Origin of the sequence: Kitasatospora sp. NPDC057512 (assembly GCF_042802135.1) — a bacterium.
Lineage (GTDB): Bacteria > Actinomycetota > Actinomycetes > Streptomycetales > Streptomycetaceae > Kitasatospora.
Genome location: NZ_JBHVET010000076.1, coordinates 1 through 18,238, shown reverse-complemented (window position 1 = coordinate 18,238; position 18,238 = coordinate 1). Strand labels below are relative to the sequence as shown.

The window sequence follows — 18,238 nt, the reverse complement described above, 5'->3', positions numbered from 1 at the left end:
CCCTCGGGCTGCTCCGCGACACCACCCACGGCTTCACCGCCGCGTGGGCGGCCCTCGCCGCGGCCACGGCCGTGACCCTCGCGGCCACCGCCCGCGCGGGTGCCGGCGGGCGCGGCACCCCTCCCCGGCCCGGGCGGCGCACCGCCGGGTAGCGTACGGCCGTGAACAACGAGACGCCTCCCGGGTGGTACCCGGTCCCCGGTCCGGACGGCGCCCCCGGCCACGAGCGCTGGTGGGACGGCAACGCCTGGACCAGCGACGTCCGGCCGGCCCAGGGCGCCTACGGCTACCCGGGCCAGGAGGCGTACCCGGCACAGCAGGCGTACCCGGCCTACCCGGCCCAGCAGGCCTACCCCGGCCCGGGCTACGGGCAGCCCGGTCCCGGCTACCCGCCCCCGACCCCCGCCCCGGGCCCGACTCCCAAGCGGGTCAAGCCGGGCGTGCTCATCAGCATCGCGGTCGGTGTGCTGGCGATCGGCGGCAGCGTCGCCGGAATCGCGCTCAGCCACGGCGGCGACCCGGCGGCGGACCCGACCGTCCCCGTCACCAGCAGCACCGGCCCGACGACCAGCCCCACCCCCGCCCCGAAGCCGTCCACGCCCAAGCCCGCCCCGGTCCTCCGGAGCACCGTCGCGGACAAGCAGCACTCGATCACCCTGCCGGTGTTCGAGGGCTGGGAGGTCTCGTCGACCGACACCCCGCAGTGGTCGGTCTACCTCGGCAGCGGCCGCTACACCTGCGCGAACGGCAAGGCCTGCATCCGCGGCCGGTTCTCGGTGGAGAAGAACGCCGTCCAGGGCGACACCCCCAAGGCCGCCGCCGACGCGGCCATGCCGACGGTCGCCAAGCAGATCTTCAGCGGGATGGCCTCGCAGACCGACTACGGCTCGGGCACCATCACCGTGGCCGGTGTGGCCGGGTACGCGACCCGCTGGCACATCACCAACACCGACGGCACCCAGGGGTTCGTCCTGCTGGCCGCCCTCCCCGCCAAGGGCGGCGGCTACGTGGTCTTCGACGGCGGCGTGGACGAGGACCCGGCCGCCCCGGACGTCTCGGTGCTGGACCAGATCCTCCTGGGCGTCAAGAAGGACGACTCCCCGACCAGCGGCACCTGACACACCGTTCCGGGGCGCCGCCGGCCGGTCCGAGCGTCGGCCGGTACGAACCTCGGCCGGTCCGAGCGTCGACCCGGGCGTCGACCGACCCGGTCCTCGGCCGATCCGGGCCCGCCCATGACGAGGGCCCCTCGACCGGACGACTCCGGCGAGGGGCCCACGAGATGACGTCGAGTCAGCTGTGCTGCGGCGCGGGCAGCGTCGCCGAGCCCCCGAGCAGCGGCCACTCCCGGTGGAAGGGCGGCAGCGGCAGCTTGCCCTCGATGATCGGGGTGCCGAAGACCTTCAGGTGGGCGAGCAGCGAGCCGTTCAGGTCGACGCCGCCGGCCAGCGACCAACTGCCCTGCACCTGCGGCGGGTTGCCGGAGGAGTCGGCGACCAGCGAGCCCTCGGCCTGGGCGCGCAGGTAGGGGGCGACGGTGGCCTCCACGCCGACGGTGTCGTACAGGCCGAGGCTGATCTCGGCGCCGAGCGCGGCCCGCACGCCCGCCTTGCCGTCGAGCCGCACGTGCACCGGGGTGACCTTGGTCTCGGCATTGGTGACCGGGGTCCAGCCCTTGCCGCCGGTGTAGTCGGCGCGGACCGCCCAGGTGCCGGTGGCGTCCTGCTCCGCCTCCAGGTGGACCTGGCCGTCGGCGCTGACCTCCAGGTAGCAGGTGAGGCCGAGGTTGACGACCACCGGCAGGCCGGCGACCGTCAGCACCGGGCTGGCCTGCAGCTTGGCGAAGGGCACCCGGACGGGTGCCGCACCGGTGCTGCGGGCGGCGTCGCCGGTGACCTTCCACTGCGCGTGGGCGCCGAGGTCGAAGCCGATCGAGGCGGTGCGCGGGCTGCCGGCCGCGGCGCCGTGGTAGGCGAAGTGGACGGCCGGGTGGAGCTGGAGCGAGCCGGAGGCGTCGAGGCTGGCGCCGTCGGGCAGCGGAACGGGGGCCTTGAGGTTCACCTCCAGGGTGCCGGAGGCGTCGGCCTGGACGCCGTTGCCGGTCAGGCCCGCGGTGGCCTTGAGGTCCTTGACCAGCGGGGTCACCGTGATGCCGTGCGGGTCGACGGGGACGTTGCCGTCGGCCTCGGTGCCGCCGAGGAGTTCGGCCAGGGTGGCCGGGCGGGTGGTCAGGGCGAGCGTGTTGCCCGCGCCGGGGCGGACGCCGGTGACGGCGACCAGCGCGCCCTGCGGTGCGGCGGCGGTGGGCGGGCTGGCGATCAGCTGCCCGGGCTGGACGGCGGCGGTAGCCGCACTGGGAGCGGCGCTCGGAACGGCACTGGGAGAGGCGCCAGGAGCGGCGCCGGGGGCGGGAGTTGACGGAGCCGGGGCCGTGGCGGCCGCCCCCGTCGCCGACAGCACCGCCGTCCCGCCCGCCGGGTCGTACGCCGTCAGCTGGAGGTTCTTCGTCGCCGCCGTGACCGCGCCACCGTCCTTGCCGGGGCTGCCGATCGCGGCCTGCTGGTCGCCGGCGGGTGCGGCGGTGACGGGCGCCTTGCCCGGGGTCGGACGGCCGGCGGCGGGGCTCGCCGCTCTGGCGTGCGGGGTGGCACCGGCGGGCCGGGCGGCGGCCGCCGGGCTGCCCCCGGCGGCGGTCGCGGCCGGGTCGGCGACGGTGGCGGCGGCCGGTTCGGCACCGGCCTGGGTGGTGCCGGGGCCGGTCGGCCCGCACGCGGTGGCCCCGGCGAGGATGAGGGTGAGGGTGAGGACGGCGGGACCGGAGGCCCTGCCTATCGAACTTTTGAACACACGGCGTCATGTTACTGACGAGGAATAAGTTTGTCGAAGACAGGCCAAAAAGCCAGCACGATCAGGTTTAACCGCAGGTCAGCCCGGCCGCGCCGATCGACCGAGCCGTGCCGCCGGAAGCGGCGCCCCGTCCGGCACCACACCAGGAGCCCCGCCCCCACCCCCGCCCGACAGCTCCGCGAGGTACCGCGAGCGCGCCATCGGCTCGGCCCCGAGGCTCCGCACGTGCGGCCCGTCCCACTGGGCGTCGAGCAGCCGCCCGCCCGCCGCGCCGAACCGCGCCCCGAGGTCCGCGACGGCGACCCGGGCGGCGTCCGGGCGGCGGTGGAACATCGAGTCCAGGCTCAACACCGGCCCGACCGCGATCCCGAACACCCCGCCGATCAGCTCCTCCCCCTCCCACACCTCCCCGCTGTGCGCCGCCCCCAGCTCGTGCAGCCGCACCAGCACCGCCGCCAACTCCTTGGTGAGCCAGACCGGTTGACGCCCCTCGGCGCAGGCCGCCAGCACCCGCCCGAAGGCCCGGTCCGCGCTCGTCCACCACGTGGACCGGTTGCGCAGCCGCCGCGCCAGCCGGCTCCCAAGCCGGACGCCGTCGGCCGCGATCACCGGCCGGGGGTCGGGCGACCACCAGGCCAGCGCGTACGGGTCCGCCCCGCCGGGCAGCAGCGCCATCTCGCCCGCCTCGACGGCGTCCCCGTACACCGCCTCGCTGTACGCGCTCGCGTACACGTCCGCCGCCGGCAGCGGGAACAGCCCGTGCCGGTACGCCGCCAGCAGCCCCTCGGGGCCGAGCGCGCCGAGCGACCCGCCGAAGGCCACCGGGCCGTCGCCGGGCCCGTGCCGCACGTCCAGCGCGTCCAGCACGTCCAGCGCTTCGAGCGCCTCGGAGGGGCTCACGTCGACGCCGCCCGCAGGAAGCCCTCCCGCTCCAGCCCCGCCAGGTAGTGGTCGATCAACCCCACCTCCACCGGCGGCAGTTCGATCCCGCTCCCGGCCAGCGCCGCGTCCGCGTTCGCCCGCTCGAACAGCGGGAACGTCGGCCGGAAGTACATCTCGCCGACCGACAGCTCCGACCCCGGCGCGCGGTCCACGAACAGCGGGACGAACGGCGCGATCGGGTGCGTCGGGTTCCCGGCGGCGAACCGGACCAGCCGCCGCACCCAGTCCCCGTACGGCAGCGGGGCGATCCGGTGGCCGCGCGCCCGCAGCCGCTCGGCGAGGTCGGCGAGGGTGCCCGGGTGCGGGGAGCTGAGGTGGTAGACCTCGCCGGCGGCGGGCGCGTGGGCGGCGATGTGGGCGACGGCCCGGGCGAAGCGGTCGGCGGGGACGAAGTCGAGCAGCAGCCGCACGTCCGGGTAGGTCCCGCTGTCGGCCACGTAGGCGATCAGCGCGCACAGTTCGGTGCCGGTGTTCATCGCCCCGGCCGCGAGGTCCCCGGTGACGTCGTTGGTGCGCAGCACGGTGACCGGCAGCCCGGCGGCGGCCGCGTTGTGCAGCAGCTGTTCGGCGACCCACTTGCTCTCGACGTAGCCGACGCCGAGCCGTTCGGGGTGGGCGAGCGGGGTCCGCTCGGTGACCTTCGGGACGCCGGCCGCGCCGAAGCCGGCCAGCACGGCGAGGGTGGAGAGGTAGTGCACGGGGATGCCCCGGCTGTGCCCGGCGAGCCGGACGACCTCCCGGGTGCCGCCGACGTTGGCCGGACGCAGCTGATGGTACGGGTAGAGGAAGTTGACCTGCCCGCCGAGGTGGTGGATCGCGTCCAGGTGCCCGGCCAGCCAGTCGAACTGACGGTCCGTCAGGCCGAGCTTCGGCCGGGTGAGGTCGCCGACCAGCGGCACCACCCGCCGGTCGGCGAGGTCCTGCCGCAGGAAGCGCTGGCGCGCCGCCCGCAGCCGTTCCAGCGCGTGTTCCTCGTCGGGCGCGCGGACCAGGCAGTGGATGCGCGCCCGGGTGGTGGCGAGCAGCGCGTGCAGCAGGTGGGCGCCGCAGAAGCCGGTGGCGCCGGTGAGCAGGATCTCGGCGGGTTCGGCGCGGGAGGGCGCCGGGCTCCAGGACTGCCGGAGGCCCTCGGTGAGCCGGGCCTCGGCGAACCAGTCGACCGCGGCGTCCCGTACGGCCCCGGCGGGGGCGTCCGTGCGCGCCGCCGACAGCGCCGCCGCGAAGGCGCGCAGGACGGGCTCGCGCAGCAGCGCCCGGGTGAGCGTCCGCACCTGCCCGACGTCGATGCCGAGCATGATCCGGGCCCGCGCCAGCATCTCCATCGCGAGCAGCGAGGTGCCGCCGAGCACGAAGAAGTCGGCGTCCGGGCCGACGTGTTCGACGCCGAGCAGCTCCGCCCACAGCTGCCCGACGGCCGCCTCCAGCGCCCCCGCCCCGGCCCCCGACCCGGCGGGGTCGGGCGCGGGGGCCGACGAATCGGCCGACGGGGGAACGGGAGCCGCCGCCGGGGAGCGCACCGGTGCGTGCGGCAGCCGCCGCCGGTCGATCTTCCCCGCCGCGGTGAGCGGCATCGCCTCCAGCGGCACGAACTCGGCCGGCACCAGGTACTCCGGCAGCCGGTCGGCCAGGAACGCCCGGAGCCCCGGCGCACCGACGGCCGTCCCGGAGGCGGGCGTGTAGTACGCGGTGAGCGTGCGGCTGCCGTCGGCCGCTTCGCCGTCGGCCGCGACCCGGGCCTGCCGGACGTCCGGGTGCGCGGCCAGGACGGCCTCGACCTCGGCCGGGTCCACCCGGTGCCCGCGCACCTTCACCTGGTCGTCGAAGCGGCCGAGGATCTCCAGCTGCCCGTCCGCCCGCCACCGCCCGGCGTCGCCGGTGCGGTACATCCGCTCGCCGGGCAGCGGCGCGTACGGGTCGGGCAGGAAGGACTCGGCGGTGAGCCCGGCCTGCCGCCAGTAGCCCCGGGCCAGGCCGGGCCCGCCGAGGTGGATCTGCCCCTTCTCCCCGGGCCGGACGGGGCGCAGCCGGGCGTCCAGCACGTGCACCCGCACCCCGGGCAGCGGCCGTCCGATCGGCACGGGCGCGGCCGGGGTGCCGCCCGCCCCCGCGGAGCTGCCGCCGCCCCCGTCGAGCAGCTCGGCGGTGACCTCGCAGAGCGTCGAGGTGACGGCCGCCTCGGTGACCCCGTACGCGTTGATCAGCCGGGCGCCCGGCAGCCGCTCCAGGCAGTGGCGGCAGTCGGCGGCGTGCACGGCGTCCCCGCCGACCACCACCAGGCGCAGCCCCTGGGGGCCGGGCCCGCCGGGCGGGAGCAGGTCGAGCAGGTGGTGCCAGTAGGCGGGGGTGAGGTCGGCGACGGCCAGGCCCAGCCCGGGCAGCCGGCCGGCCAGCTCGGTGGGCGCCCAGGTGCCGCCCGCGCCGCCGCCCCCGCCGAGCACCACCGTCGCGCCCGCGAGCAGCGCGCCGAACACCTGCTCCAGCGCGGTGTCGGAGCCCAGCGCGGCCAGTTGCAGGACGCGTTCGCCGGGGCGCAGCCGGTAGGCGTGGATGATCCGGTCGAGGGTGAACAGCAGTGCGCGGTGGGTGACGGGGACGCCCTTGGGGCGGCCGGTGGTGCCGGAGGTGTAGATCAGGTAGGCGAGGTCGTCGGGGGCGGCGCCGTCGTCCCCGGCGAAGAACCCCCGGGAGTCCAGGGGCTCCCCGTCGTCCTCCGGCCCGAGCGCGGCCCCGAGCGCGGACACCCCGAGCACGGACACCCCGGGCGCTTCCGGGACGCCGTCACCGTCCGCGACCGCCACCCGAGCCCCGCAGTCCTCGACCAACCGGGCCAGTCGCCGCCGCGGGTGGGCCGGGTCCAGCGGCAGGAAGGCCCCGCCGGCCTTGAGCACCGCCAGCCAGGCGGTGACCAGGCCCGCCCCGCGGTCCAGGCAGACCGGCACCACCCGTTCCGGGCCGGTCCCGCGCGCCCGCAGCGCGGCGGCCAACCGGTCGCTGCGCAGGTCGAGTTCGCGGTAGCTCAGCGTGGCGTCCGCGGCGACGACGGCGACCGCCCCGGGGTCGTGCGCCGCCCGCGCGCGGAACAGCCCGTGCACCGTGTCCGCGAATCCGGCGACCGGGTGCGGGAATCCGGCCGACGGGTCCGTCGATCCGTCCGCCGGGGCGGCGACTGCGCCCGCCGCCCGCCGTGCGGGGGTGCCGTCGGCGAAGCCCAGCCCGGCCGGGTGCCACTCGCGCTCCACCCAGTCCCGGCAGTCGGCCCGCCCGGCCGGCCCGTGGACCTGCCGCCAGCCGGCCGGGACGGTCAAGTCCCCCGGCCAGATCGCATACTGACCGTTGCCGTTGCGGACCACGGCGTGACGGCCGGAGCCCACATCCGTTCGTACGCCCTGTGCGCTGTCTACTGCGTCGTCCACCGGCTTGACCTCGTGCTGTGGCGGCAGAATGCTGGGGAGTGCGACATTTCCGACTATACGCACTCCTGCCCCGTCGAGGACGTCCGGTCGCACCCCCCACCGGACGCCTCGCTGCTGCGCGAAAGCGCTCACCCGCCCCACCCGGACCGGCTGCTACGCCCGGCCCGCCCCGTCCTCACCCGAACTCCCCCGCCCGACCGGCGGGGTGATGTCGTGGAGGAGGTAGCCTCGTTGACTCGCCGGCGACAACACCTGATGGTCTGTTACCTGCTCTGGATGGTGCTGTTCACCGGCATCTACTACGCGAATCCCGGCCAGCGGATCATCTGGTGGACCGGCATCGGCCTCGGCGGCGTCGCCGCCATCGTGGTCGGCGTCCGCCTCAACCGTCCCGCGCACGCGCGGTACTGGTACGTGCTGGCGCTCGCCAACCTCAGCTTCACGGTGGGCGAGGTGGTGCAGGCCGTCCAGTTGGACATCCTGCACGTGCCCAACCCGTTCCCGTCCGTCGCGGACGGCTTCTACCTCGCCGAGTACGTGCTGTACGCGGTCGGCGTGCTGGGCTTCATCCGCTGGCGCACGGCCCGTCAGGACCGCGCCGGGCTGCTCGACGCCCTCGTCCCCACCATGGGGCTGGCCCTGCTCGCCTGGATCTACCTGATCCTCCCGTACGCCCGGAACCCGGACCTCGACTGGTTCCAGAAGGCCGTCTCGATCGCCTACCCGCTCGGCGACGTGGTCGTGCTCGCCCTGCTGCTGCGGCTGCTGACCCCGCGCGGCGGCAACTCCCGCTCCCTGCAGCTGCTCGCCGTCGGCTCGCTCGGCATCATGGTCTCCGACGTGCTGTACGGGCTGATCCAGCTGCACGGCACCTGGCACATCGGCACGCCCGTCGAACTCGGCTGGGCCGCCTTCTACACGGCCTGGGGCGCGGCGGCGCTGCACCCGTCGATGGTCGAGCTGACCCGGCCGGTGCCCACCCAGCAGCCGGACCTGAGCACCGCCCGGCTGGTGCTGCTCACCCTCGCCTCGCTGATCGCCCCGGCGATCCTGATCATCGAGGCGCTGGCCGGCAACACCAGCAACGCGGGTGTGATCGGCGCCTTCTCGGCGGTGCTCTACCTGCTGGTGCTGGCCCGGCTGGCGGTGGTCGTCTCCGCCCGCAGGCAGGCCGTGGCCCGTGAGCGGACGCTGCGCGAGGCGGGTGCCCGGCTGACCGCGGCCGTCACGGTGGGGGAGGTCGCGGACGCCGTCCAGTCCGCCGCCTCCACCCTGATGCCGGCCGAGGCCGGGCACGTCGCCCTGCTCTCCGTCGCCGAGGCCGGGGTGCTGCACGTCCGGCACGCCGGGAGCGACGCCCCCGGGCCCACGCCCGGGGACACCGCACAGTCCGACCGGGTGCTGGAGCTCGCCACCGCCCGGGAGACCCTGCTGCTGCCCGTCGGCTCGCTCGGCCTGGACCCCGCCGCCGCCCCGACCGACGGCGGCCTCCTCGCCCGCCTCGGCGGCATGCCGTACGCCCTGGTCTGCCCGCTCACCCTCGCCGAGCGCCCCTCCGGCGACCCGCTGATCGGCGCGCTCGTCGTCACCGGGACCGAGCAGGAGCTGGCCGGCCTCTGGAGCTCGCTGGAGATCCTCGCCGCGCAGGCGGCCCTCGCGGTCGAGCGGGTGGTGCTGAGCCGCGAGGTCACCCGCCGCAACAGCGAGCTGTACTTCCGCACCCTGGTGCAGAACGCCAGCGACGTCATCCTGATCCTCGACGCCGACGACGGCGTGCGCTACGCCTCCCCGTCCGCCGCGACGGTGCTCGGCCGCCCCGACCTGGCCGGCACCCCGCTGACCGACCTGGTCCCGCCCGAGGACAGCCGGGAGGTCGGCAAGGCGCTGGCCAGGATGCGCGAGGCCGCCGAGCAGCCCCGGGGCGAGCAGCCGCGCGAGCACTGGCGGCTGCTGCGCCAGGACCGCACCCCGATCGAGGCCGAGGTCCGCTCCGACGACCTGCGCGCGGACCCGACCGTCGGCGCCCTGGTGCTCACCCTGCGCGACGTGACCGAGCAGCGGCAGATGGAGCGCGAACTGACCCACCGGGCCTTCCACGACTCGCTGACCGGCCTGGCCAACCGGGTGCTGTTCCAGGACCGGGTCGGGCACGCGCTCTCCCGGGGCGAGCGCAGCGGGGCCGTCACCGGGGTGCTCTTCATCGACCTGGACGACTTCAAGGTGGTCAACGACACCCAGGGGCACGCGGTCGGCGACGAGCTGCTGGTCGCCGTCTCGCTGCGGATCTCCACCGCGCTGCGTGCCTCGGACACCGCCGCCCGGCTCGGCGGCGACGAGTTCGCCGTCCTGGTGGAGGACGCGAAACGGCCCGCCGACGTGGACACCATCGCGTCCGGGGTGCTGGCGGTCTTCGCCGAACCGTTCAAGCTCAAGTCGGGCACGGTGCGGGTGACGGCCAGCATCGGCGTGGCGACCACCGAGGACAGCGTGGACGCGACCGAGCTGCTCACCCACGCCGACCTCGCGCTCTACTCCGCCAAGGCGGCCGGCCGCCGCCAGTGGCGCCACTACCGGCCGGCCCTCCAGACCGGCATGGTGGAGCGGCACGAGCTGAACGAGCACCTCGACTCGGCGATCGCGGAATCGGCCTTCCAGCTGTACTACCAGCCGATCGTCGACCTGCGCTCGGGCGATCTGGTCGCCTTCGAGGCGCTGGTCCGCTGGCCGCACGACCGGCGCGGCATGGTGCTGCCCGACGAGTTCATCGCCCTCGCCGAGGAGAGCGGCCAGATCGTCCCGCTCGGCGCCTGGGTGCTGGAACGCGCCGCCCAGGAGGTCGCCGCCTGGCAGGCCGCGAGCTCCGCGGCCCGTACGGCCGCGGGCCGGCCGCCGCTGCGGGTCAACGTCAACGTCTCCGCCCGCCAGTTCCGCGACGCCGGCTTCGTGGACGTGGTCCGCCGGGCGCTGGCCGCCACCGGCATCGACCCCCACACCCTCGTCCTGGAGCTCACCGAGTCGGTGCTGATGCGCCGCGACGACCGCATCCACGCCGACATGGCCACCCTGTCCGGCCTCGGCGTCGGCATCGCCATCGACGACTTCGGCACCGGCTACTCCTCGCTGTCCTACCTGCGCGAGTTCCCGATCTCCCTGCTCAAGATCGACAAGTCCTTCATCGACGGCCTCGGCCACTCGCCCCAGCAGTACGCCCTGGTCGAGGGCATCACCCGGATCGCCGACACCCTCGGCGTCCAGGTCATCGCCGAGGGCATCGAACACCCCGACCAGCGCGACCTGCTCGCCGCCATGGGCTGCCCGCTCGGCCAGGGGTACCTCTTCGCCCACCCCATGGACTCCCCCCACGCCCGCGCCCTGGTCCGCCGGACCTCCTACGAACCGGTCTGAGGACCTCCCCGGCTACGCCTTCCGCAGGGCGCGCGACAGCACCGTGAGCAGCGCCAGCGTCGGCCTCGCGTGCCCCGCCTCGACGGCCCGGACGTCGGCCTCCGGGAGGCCGGCGCGGGCGGCGAGGTCGCGGAGGGTGAGGCCGAGGGCGGCGCGGCGGGCTCGGACGGCGCGGGCCAGGGCGTCGGCGGGGTCACCGTCCGGGTGGGCGGGGAAGTCCTCGATCAGGGGGCGCGCCAGATCCACCGAACTCTCCTCATCGGCCTGTGGGGCGCACAGTCTGACATGCCGTCAGCCCGGGACGGACCCAAGCGGAGGTCAAGGTTCCTTGACCTCCGCTTGGGCCTGCCCCGCGGTCAGGAGTCGGCGCGGACCAGGTCGAGCAGCCCCGGGAAGCGCCGGTCGAGGTCCTCGCGGCGCAGCGTGGCGGCCCGACTGTTGCCGCGGTCGACCTGGCGGATCAGGCCGGACTCGCGCAGTACCCGGAAGTGGTGGGTGAGGGTGGACTTGGAGACCGGGAGATTGAAGGAGGCGCAGGTGCGCGCCGCCCCCTCGCCCTCCCGCAGCAGGGCCGCGACCACGCCGTAGCGCAGCGGGTCGGCGAGCGCGCCCAGGACGGTGCGCAGGTCCATCTCCCCGATCGAGGGGTGGCCTTCGGCGTCGGGCATCGGTTCCTCCTCCTCGGCAAGGTATGGGTTGCATCGTACCTCGACGCCATGACAGCTTTAGGTTCGATCAAATCCGTACCTGGCCACCCCGTGGCCGGTTCAAGCCTGGAGTCACGCCCCCTTGAGCACGCAGAGCGCACAGACCCCGCAGGCCACGCGGCCCGCGCCGTCCGGTGCCCCCGACCAGCGGCGGCGCCCCGCCCGCACGCCCGTCCTCGCCGCCGTCCTCCTCGCGGTCTTCGTCGTCCCGATGTCCATCTCCGGCACCGCGGTCGCCCTCCCCCGGATCGGCGCCGGCACCCACGCCGACCTCGCCCCGCTCCAGTGGGTGGTCAACGCCTTCAACGTGGCCTTCGCCTGCTTCACCCTGGTCTGGGGCTCGGTCGCCGACGTCATCGGCCGGGCCAGGGCCTTCGCCGCCGGCGTCGCCCTCTACGCCCTCGGCTCGCTCGCCAGCGCCGTCGCCGCCGACGTGCTGTGGCTGGACGCCGCCCGGGCCCTCACCGGCATCGGCGGCGCCGCGATCTTCTCCTGCGGCGCGGCGATCCTCTCCACCGTCTTCGACGGCCCGGCCCGCGCCAGGGCCTTCGCGCTGTTCGGCACCGTCGCCGGGGTCGGCGTCGCCCTCGGCCCGTCGCTGGCCGGCGTACTGGTGCAGGGCCTCGGCTGGCGCTGGGTGTTCGCGGTGCACGCCGTCGCCCTGGCGTTCGTCCTGCTCGCGCTGCCCGCGATCGCCCGCGCCGTGGCCGCCGTGACCGCCGCACCCGCCGGCACCGGCACCACCGGCGGCGGGCGGATCGACGTCCCCGGCAGCGCGCTGTTCGTGCTCGCCATGGTGCTGCTCACCACCGCCATCGTCCAGGGCTCCCAGTGGGGTTGGGGCAGCGCGGGCGTGCTCGGACTGTTCCTCGGCGCGGTCGTCGTCCTCGGCGTCTTCGCGGCCGTCGAGCACCGCAGCGCCCACCCGATGCTGGACCTCGGCATGCTGCGCAACCGCCGCTTCCTCGGCCTGTGCCTGGTGCCGGTGGCCGCCTCCTTCGGCTTCGTCACCGTGCTCACCTACCTGCCGAGCTACCTGACCGCCGTCACCGGCCGCGGCACCGGCGCCGCCGGGCTGCTGATGCTGCTGCTCACCGCACCGGTGCTGGTCCTGCCGATGCTCGCCGCCAGGCTGGTCTCCCGCGGCGTGCGCCCGCTCGCCCTGGTCCTCCTCAGCCTGGCCTGCCTGGTGGCCGGCGACCTCGCCCTCACCCTGCTCTCCCCCTCCGCCACCGTGCTGCTGCTCGCCGCCCCGATGCTGGTCACCGGCGCCGGGATGGGGTTGTCGGCCGGCCTGGTCGACGGCCAGGCGCTGGCGCTGGTCGACCCGGCCAAGGCGGGCATGGCGGCGGGCTTCCTCAACACCCTGCGCCTGGGCAGCGAGGCCGTCGCCGTCGCGGTGTACGGCTCCGCGCTGGCCACCGCGCTCGGCACCCGGGTCGCCGACGGCATCGGCGCGCAGCCGGGCGCCTCCCGGGCCGGCGAGGTCGCCGACCGGGCGGCCGGCGGGGACCTCGCGGGCGCCGCCGAACTCTCCGGCGCCACCGACCACCGCGCGTTCACGGACTTCCTCGCGCACGCCTACGACTCCGCCTTCCACTCCGTGCTGTGGGGCCTGGCGGCGGTCGGCGTACTGCTCTCCGTCCTCATCGCGGTCCTGCTGCGCGGCTCCACCGCCAGGACCACGGCCTGACGGACGCCGACCGGCCCGCCGCCCCGAGGGCGACGGGCCGGGCCCGGAGCAGCGTCCGGATCAGCCCAGGGGCAGCTCCAGCCGGGACTCGTGCCCGTTCGGCGAGCCGATGGTGGTGGTGCTGCCCTCCTCGCCCGTGAAGGCGTACAGCCGGTCACGGCTGTTGACGACCAGCGCCACCCGGTGGCCGACCGGCACGTCGTACGCGGCGGGCTGGAGCTCCCAGCCGACGGTGGTGTCCTGGCCGGGCGTCAGGCCGAGCACGGTGTAGGGCTCGTGGGTGATGATCCGCGCGGTGCCGTCCGGGGCGACGTCGAACAGGTAGGCCACCAGGGTGGCGGCGTCCGCGGTGCTGCGCACGGTCAGCCGGACCGCCGCGGCGCCCCGGATGCGGCGGGCCGCCTCGCCGCTGCCGGTCAGCGGGTCCGTCGACCAGACCAGCAGGTTCTCCCGCTCGAACTCGGCCAGGACGTACTTCTTGGGGTTGCCCGTCCACTCCTTCTGGCCCGTCCCCATGACCTCGTCCACCGCGGTGGCCTTGGTCTCCAGGCCGGCGGTGAAGCTCCGCGACCAGCCGGCGGCCTGCTTGTCGGCCAGCGCGCCGTCACCGTCGCCGTTGACGCCGGTGAGGTACCAGGACTCCGTGCCGGTGGTGACGTCCGCCCACGAGTCGTGGCCCTCGCGGCGGGCGGCCTCGGTGATCCGCTGCCCGCCGCCCAGCACCGGCTTGGTCTTGTAGGTGAACATGACCTGGTTGGTCACCCGCTTGCGGTTCGGCGCCTCGTTGTCGGCGCCCAGCAGGTGGTGGTCCAGGAAGTCGTAGGCCTCCCGGAGGGGCTCCGCCAGGCCGGGGAACGGCAGGTGGGTCAGCAGGCCGGACAGCCCGGCACCCTCCGGCGCGCCGTGGTCGCCGATCCACAGGTTCAGCTGCTTCGGCACGGTCAGCCGGTTGTGGACGTCGATCACCGGGGCGACCGGGAAGAGGGTCTCGTGCCAGGTGTTGGAGATGTAGGTCGGGATGCCGCGCTCGTTGGTCTTGTCCAGGTACGTCTCCGGCGAGCGCTCGGTGCCCCAGGCGACCACGTCGTCGAGGTCGCGGTTCTGGTCGAACTTGTCGAGGATGTCCCGGGCCTCCTCGTCGAACTTGTCGTCCCGCTCCCCGCCGGTGAAGCCGACCAGCAGGTTGACGGCCTCCACGTGCCGGGTGTCGTTGGAATAGAGGCTGGTGGCCAGGTTGCCCCAGGTGCTCAGCGCGACCACGGCCTTGACCCGCTTGCCCCCATCGTGCGCGGCGACCAGCTGGCTGATCCCGGAGCCGTAGGAGATGCCGAGGAAGCCGACCTTGCTCGGGCTGAACTGCTCCTGCGCGTAGGTGATGACCTTCGAGCCGTCGGCCCAGTCCTTGGGCCCGGCGACGTCGATGTGCCCCCCGGAGGTGGAGATCCAGCCCGGGTAGCCGAGGCCGCGCGGGGTGTAGGTCAGCACGTGGTAGCCGCGCAGCGCCAGCTTGAAGTAGGCGTAGACGAAGGGCAGCCAGCCGAGCGGGTTCCACCCCGCCGGCAGGATCACGACCGGGCGCGGCTCGTCGCCGTGCAGCTTGATGGTGAACGCCGACAGCTTGAGGTTCTCCTCGACGGGGATCCCGGTGACCTCGACCTCGGCGATCCGCCGCACCTGGGCCACCAGCTCGGCCAGCTCCGGCGGGAGCTGGACGCCCTCGTCGCCCTGGACGGCCGCCACCAGGGCGTTGCCGAGGTCGACGACGGCCTGGTTGACGGTGTTGCCGGGGCCCCGGAGGCCGCTGTCGGCGATCTCCGTGAGGGTCGCCTCGGTGATCGCCGGGATCGGCTGCCCACTGATACTGGCCATGCGAACCACCTTTTCCGTAACGGATACTGACCGCATCATGGTCCGGAGTGACCGGACGCTAACTGATGCACCGTCAGATTCGCTCGGATAGGTGGTTCTTGGTCGTCCTCCCTTGCCGATCATCGGACCGTGGTATCCGCGGCGTCACCCGAGCGTGTCGAGCGCCGATCCGATCAACGCCCGGGCCCGGTCCCCGTACACGGCCGCACCGGACAACTTCTCGAAGGCGTCCAGGTAGTGGGCGATCTCGCGGGGCCGGGTGACGGTCAGGCTGGCCGTGAGGGTCTCCACCTCCACCTGCTCGCCGTCGTAGACGCTGAAGGTCTCCAGCGGCCACACCTCCCGCTCCGCGCCCGCCGGGACGATCCCCAGCGAGACGGCGGGCAGCGCGGTCGCGGCCAGCAGGTCCTCCAGTTGCCCGCGCATCACCCCGGCGTCCCCGATCCGGTGGCGCAGGACCGACTCCTCCATCAGCAGGGCGAACCGCCGCCCGCCCTCCCGGACGATCCGCGAGCGCGCGAGCCGGGCGTCGACCGCGTCGGCGACGTCGTCGGGGGTGCCGTGGAAGCGGGTGATCGCGGAGAGCAACGCCGTTGCGTAGCCCCGGCTTTGCAGGAGTCCGGGGACGAGGGAGGAGCTGTACACCCGGAACACCCGGGTGCGCTCGAACAGCGGCACGTAGGAGTTCTGCAGCCGGGTGAGCCCGGTGCGCTGGAGCCGCCGCCACTCCACGTACATCGACTCGGCGGAACGCGTCGCGGCGATCAGGTCGGCCGACTCCCCCTCCGCCCCGCAGAGCCGGCACCAGGTGCGGATGTCCTCGTCGGACGGCGAGGTCAGCGCGTTGATGATCCGGGAGGACTTGGAGGGGTGCCAGCCGGCCCGGAGCGCCAACTCGCGCCCGTTGAACCCGGCGTCGCGGCACAGCTCGCGCAACCGGTCGGCGACCTCCTTGCGGACCGCCACCGCGCTGCTGGACGGCATGACTGAGGGCATGGTTCACCTGCCTGGAAATGTCGGGGTGGACGGCGCACTCCCCGTGCGGCTCCTACCGGGAAGCGTAGCCGCGCACCGCCGCCTCCCCCGAGCCGATTGCACATGGTTGCAGAGGAGTTGGGGCCCGAGCCGGAAGGCGAACGGACGGCCGCGCGAAACCGGGAGCCGGCCGTGGTCCTCCGCCGGGTCCGTCAACTGCGGTGATCGGCACCGGGACTTCGGAAAGGATCGGCCCCGTCCACAAAGGCCTGTCGGCCGGCCCCTCCACCCGGCACAATCACCGGTATGACGATCACCTCCGGCGTGCCTCCCACGCGCAACACGCCGATCGCCCTCGCCCGTGGTCTCCTGACGGGTGGCGTCATCGGAGGATCGCTCGCGGGGCTGGTCGTCGGCGTCGTCCTGGAGAAGGTGCCGCTGCTCCTCGGCGGCCTGGGCGTTCCGATCGGCTACGGCCTGCTGCTCCTCCTCGCCGGCCGGCCGCGGCGGGCGCGGGAGGCGGCCGTCGTCCCGCGGACGGCGCTGGCGGTGGTCGAGGGCCGGACCGTCCCCGAGGGTGAGGTGACCGACCGGGCGGTGCGGTTCGACCTCACCGTCGTACCGGACGACGGGCCCGCGTTCCGGGTGGAGTTCACCCAGGACGTCAACGTCGCCGACCTCCCCGACTACGTGCCGCGCACCGTCCTGGTGGTCCGCTACCCGCCGGACCGGCCGACGGACGTGCGGATCGTGAAGCGGCCGACGCCGGAGTGGGAGGAGCGGGCGGCCGGGGCCCGACTCGACTCCGCACCCGAGGCGACCAGGCTGAGCGAGCCTCCCGAGAGCCGTGCCATCGGCTTCCTCGGGCTCCTCGGCCTGCTGCTCGCCGCCGCGGCCGTCGTATTCCTGTTCCGCGCGGACCTGTTCGAGCAGCAGCCCGCCGACCCGCCGTCCTCCTCGGCGGCCCCCTCGGTCTCCTCCTCGGTCTCCTCCTCGGGGTCGACCGAGGTGGTGACCGGCGGGTCCGGCACCGTCGTGCTCGGCGCCGGCCAGTCCTTCCTCGACGACGGCGAGTTGGGCCGGTCGATCGACTCCGTGACCCGGAACGGCGAGTACGGCCCGGTGACCACCCTCCAGGTGACGGACAACCTGCTGGCGGTGACGTTCTCCTCGGCCGGCACGAAGGCCCGCGAGTTCGATCCGAAGTCGCTGCCCTACGAGCGGTTCCCCGCCCTGGTCGAGGAGGCCAGGACCACCCTCGGCGTCCACGCCCCGCAGGCCTGGAGCATCACCGTCCTCCGCACCGACGGCCCTGTCACCATCACGGTCAGCGTGACCGGGCCCGGGGGCGCCGCCGTGCTGGAGGCGGACGGGCAGGGCCGGGTGCTGCGGCGCACCTCGGCGCACTGAACCACGGACAGGAACGGGACCCACATGGACTGGCACGGAGTTCTGGCGCTGTGGTGCGGGGTGTTCGGCCTCGTCGCGCTGGTCGGGTACGGGCGGTCGCTGGCCGGCCTGACCCGGGCGCAGCGGACGGTACGGACGACGGGGCGGATCGAACGGGTGCGGGAGCCGCGGAACGGGAGCTCGCAGAAGGACGGGATAGCGGTGGTCGTCCGCTTCCGGGATCCCTCCACCGGCGAGGAGTTCGTCGTCACGAACGACACCGGGACCGGCGACCGGATCACCACGGCCTGGGTCGGCCGGGAGGTCGGGGTCCGCTACCCGCCGGGGCGACCGCACGCCTACCGGTTCACCTCCGACCTCCAGGACGGCGATCGCGGGCTCGGCCTGCCGCACTCCGCGGTGCTGCTGATCTACGTCGGGCTGGTGGTCGTCGCCTCGATCGACTGGGGCTGGCCGTGGGCCCTGGTCGCGGTCTGCGGGCCGCTCACCGTCCTCACCGCCCTCCACCTGCCCGGGGAGCGGCGGCGCATGAGGAGCCGTCTCGCCGAGCTGGACGCCATGGCGTCAGCGACGGGCCGCGTCATCGCCGTCCTCAGGACCGTCGAGACCGACGCGGACGGCGACCTCCGCACCAGCCGGACGCCCGTCTACTCCTTCACCACCCACGAGGGGACGGCCGTCACCGGCTACGAGCCCTCCGGCCTGCCCGACACCACCGCCGCGTACGGCCAGGAGGTCGTGATCCACTACGCGCCGGACGACCCGGCCGACTTCACACCGGCCCTCGCCGCCACCCGCGGGTCCGTGGAGGCCAACCTCGGCTGCGCGGTCCTGGCCCTCGTCGTCCTGGCCGCGGCGGCGGTCGCGGGAGTGGTCCTGCTCTCCCGGTAGCCCGGTAGCCCGGTAGCCCGGTAGCGCCCGCCCCCGTCGCCCCCCGTCGCCCCCGGAGTGGGAAGTCGGCCCGGCCGACTTCCCAC

Annotated in this window: 12 protein-coding genes; 5 read left to right on the top strand and 7 right to left on the bottom strand. The window is 74.8% G+C overall.

The features are described from left to right. Window positions 1–161 precede the first annotated feature (161 nt). A complete protein-coding gene (locus tag ACFU6K_RS08225; protein ID WP_380661634.1) occupies window positions 162–1,118 on the top strand; it encodes a DUF2510 domain-containing protein in 957 nt (318 codons plus the stop codon). Between the two features lie 175 nt (window positions 1,119–1,293). On the opposite strand, the gene ACFU6K_RS08220 is transcribed toward ACFU6K_RS08225, so the two are convergent. From ACFU6K_RS08220 to ACFU6K_RS08210, 3 genes are all read right to left on the bottom strand, one after another. Continuing rightward, a complete protein-coding gene (locus tag ACFU6K_RS08220) occupies window positions 1,294–2,847 on the bottom strand; it encodes a hypothetical protein (RefSeq protein ID WP_380661633.1) in 1,554 nt (517 codons plus the stop codon). A gap of 78 nt (window positions 2,848–2,925) precedes the next feature. Continuing rightward, on the bottom strand, window positions 2,926–3,747 hold the full coding sequence (locus tag ACFU6K_RS08215) for a leucyl/phenylalanyl-tRNA--protein transferase (RefSeq protein ID WP_380661631.1): 822 nt from the start codon (window positions 3,745–3,747) through the stop codon (window positions 2,926–2,928). Further along, the gene (locus ACFU6K_RS08210) at window positions 3,744–7,202 is read right to left on the bottom strand and encodes an amino acid adenylation domain-containing protein (RefSeq protein ID WP_380661629.1); all 3,459 of its coding nucleotides are present in this window, start codon (window positions 7,200–7,202) and stop codon (window positions 3,744–3,746) included. Before ACFU6K_RS08210 ends, ACFU6K_RS08215 begins: the two co-directional genes overlap by 4 nt. A 231-nt stretch (window positions 7,203–7,433) precedes the next feature. Between ACFU6K_RS08210 and ACFU6K_RS08205 the strand changes: the two genes are divergently transcribed. Then, entirely contained in the window at window positions 7,434–10,607 is a 3,174-nt protein-coding gene (locus tag ACFU6K_RS08205; protein ID WP_380661627.1) for a putative bifunctional diguanylate cyclase/phosphodiesterase, read from the top strand. Between the two features lie 12 nt (window positions 10,608–10,619). Here the strand turns inward: ACFU6K_RS08205 and ACFU6K_RS08200 are convergent, their stop codons facing one another. After that, window positions 10,620–10,853: a multiprotein-bridging factor 1 family protein gene (locus tag ACFU6K_RS08200; protein WP_380661626.1), complete on the bottom strand. Its 234-nt coding sequence runs from the start codon at window positions 10,851–10,853 to the stop codon at window positions 10,620–10,622. Between the two features lie 110 nt (window positions 10,854–10,963). Further along, window positions 10,964–11,275 carry an ArsR/SmtB family transcription factor gene (locus ACFU6K_RS08195; RefSeq protein ID WP_380661624.1) on the bottom strand — a complete coding sequence of 104 codons (312 nt, stop codon included), beginning with the start codon at window positions 11,273–11,275 and terminating at the stop codon, window positions 10,964–10,966. Window positions 11,276–11,525: 250 nt separating this feature from the next. Between ACFU6K_RS08195 and ACFU6K_RS08190 the strand changes: the two genes are divergently transcribed. After that, entirely contained in the window at window positions 11,526–13,007 is a 1,482-nt protein-coding gene (locus ACFU6K_RS08190) for an MFS transporter (RefSeq protein ID WP_380661636.1), read from the top strand. A 60-nt stretch (window positions 13,008–13,067) separates the two neighbouring features. On the opposite strand, the gene ACFU6K_RS08185 is transcribed toward ACFU6K_RS08190, so the two are convergent. Together ACFU6K_RS08185 and ACFU6K_RS08180 are read right to left on the bottom strand one after the other, a co-directional pair. Continuing rightward, the gene (locus ACFU6K_RS08185; protein ID WP_380661622.1) at window positions 13,068–14,876 is read right to left on the bottom strand and encodes an alpha/beta fold hydrolase; all 1,809 of its coding nucleotides are present in this window, start codon (window positions 14,874–14,876) and stop codon (window positions 13,068–13,070) included. A gap of 144 nt (window positions 14,877–15,020) precedes the next feature. Then, window positions 15,021–15,860, bottom strand: a complete 840-nt coding sequence (locus tag ACFU6K_RS08180) for a helix-turn-helix domain-containing protein (protein ID WP_380661620.1) — start codon at window positions 15,858–15,860, stop codon at window positions 15,021–15,023. Between the two features lie 297 nt (window positions 15,861–16,157). Between ACFU6K_RS08180 and ACFU6K_RS08175 the strand changes: the two genes are divergently transcribed. Together ACFU6K_RS08175 and ACFU6K_RS08170 are read left to right on the top strand one after the other, a co-directional pair. Then, window positions 16,158–17,261, top strand: coding sequence for a hypothetical protein (locus ACFU6K_RS08175; RefSeq protein ID WP_380661618.1), 1,104 nt, complete (start codon window positions 16,158–16,160; stop codon window positions 17,259–17,261). Window positions 17,262–17,285: 24 nt separating this feature from the next. Continuing rightward, complete coding sequence (locus tag ACFU6K_RS08170) at window positions 17,286–18,152, top strand: DUF3592 domain-containing protein (protein WP_380661617.1); 867 nt, start codon at window positions 17,286–17,288, stop codon at window positions 18,150–18,152. Window positions 18,153–18,238: the final 86 nt, after the last annotated feature.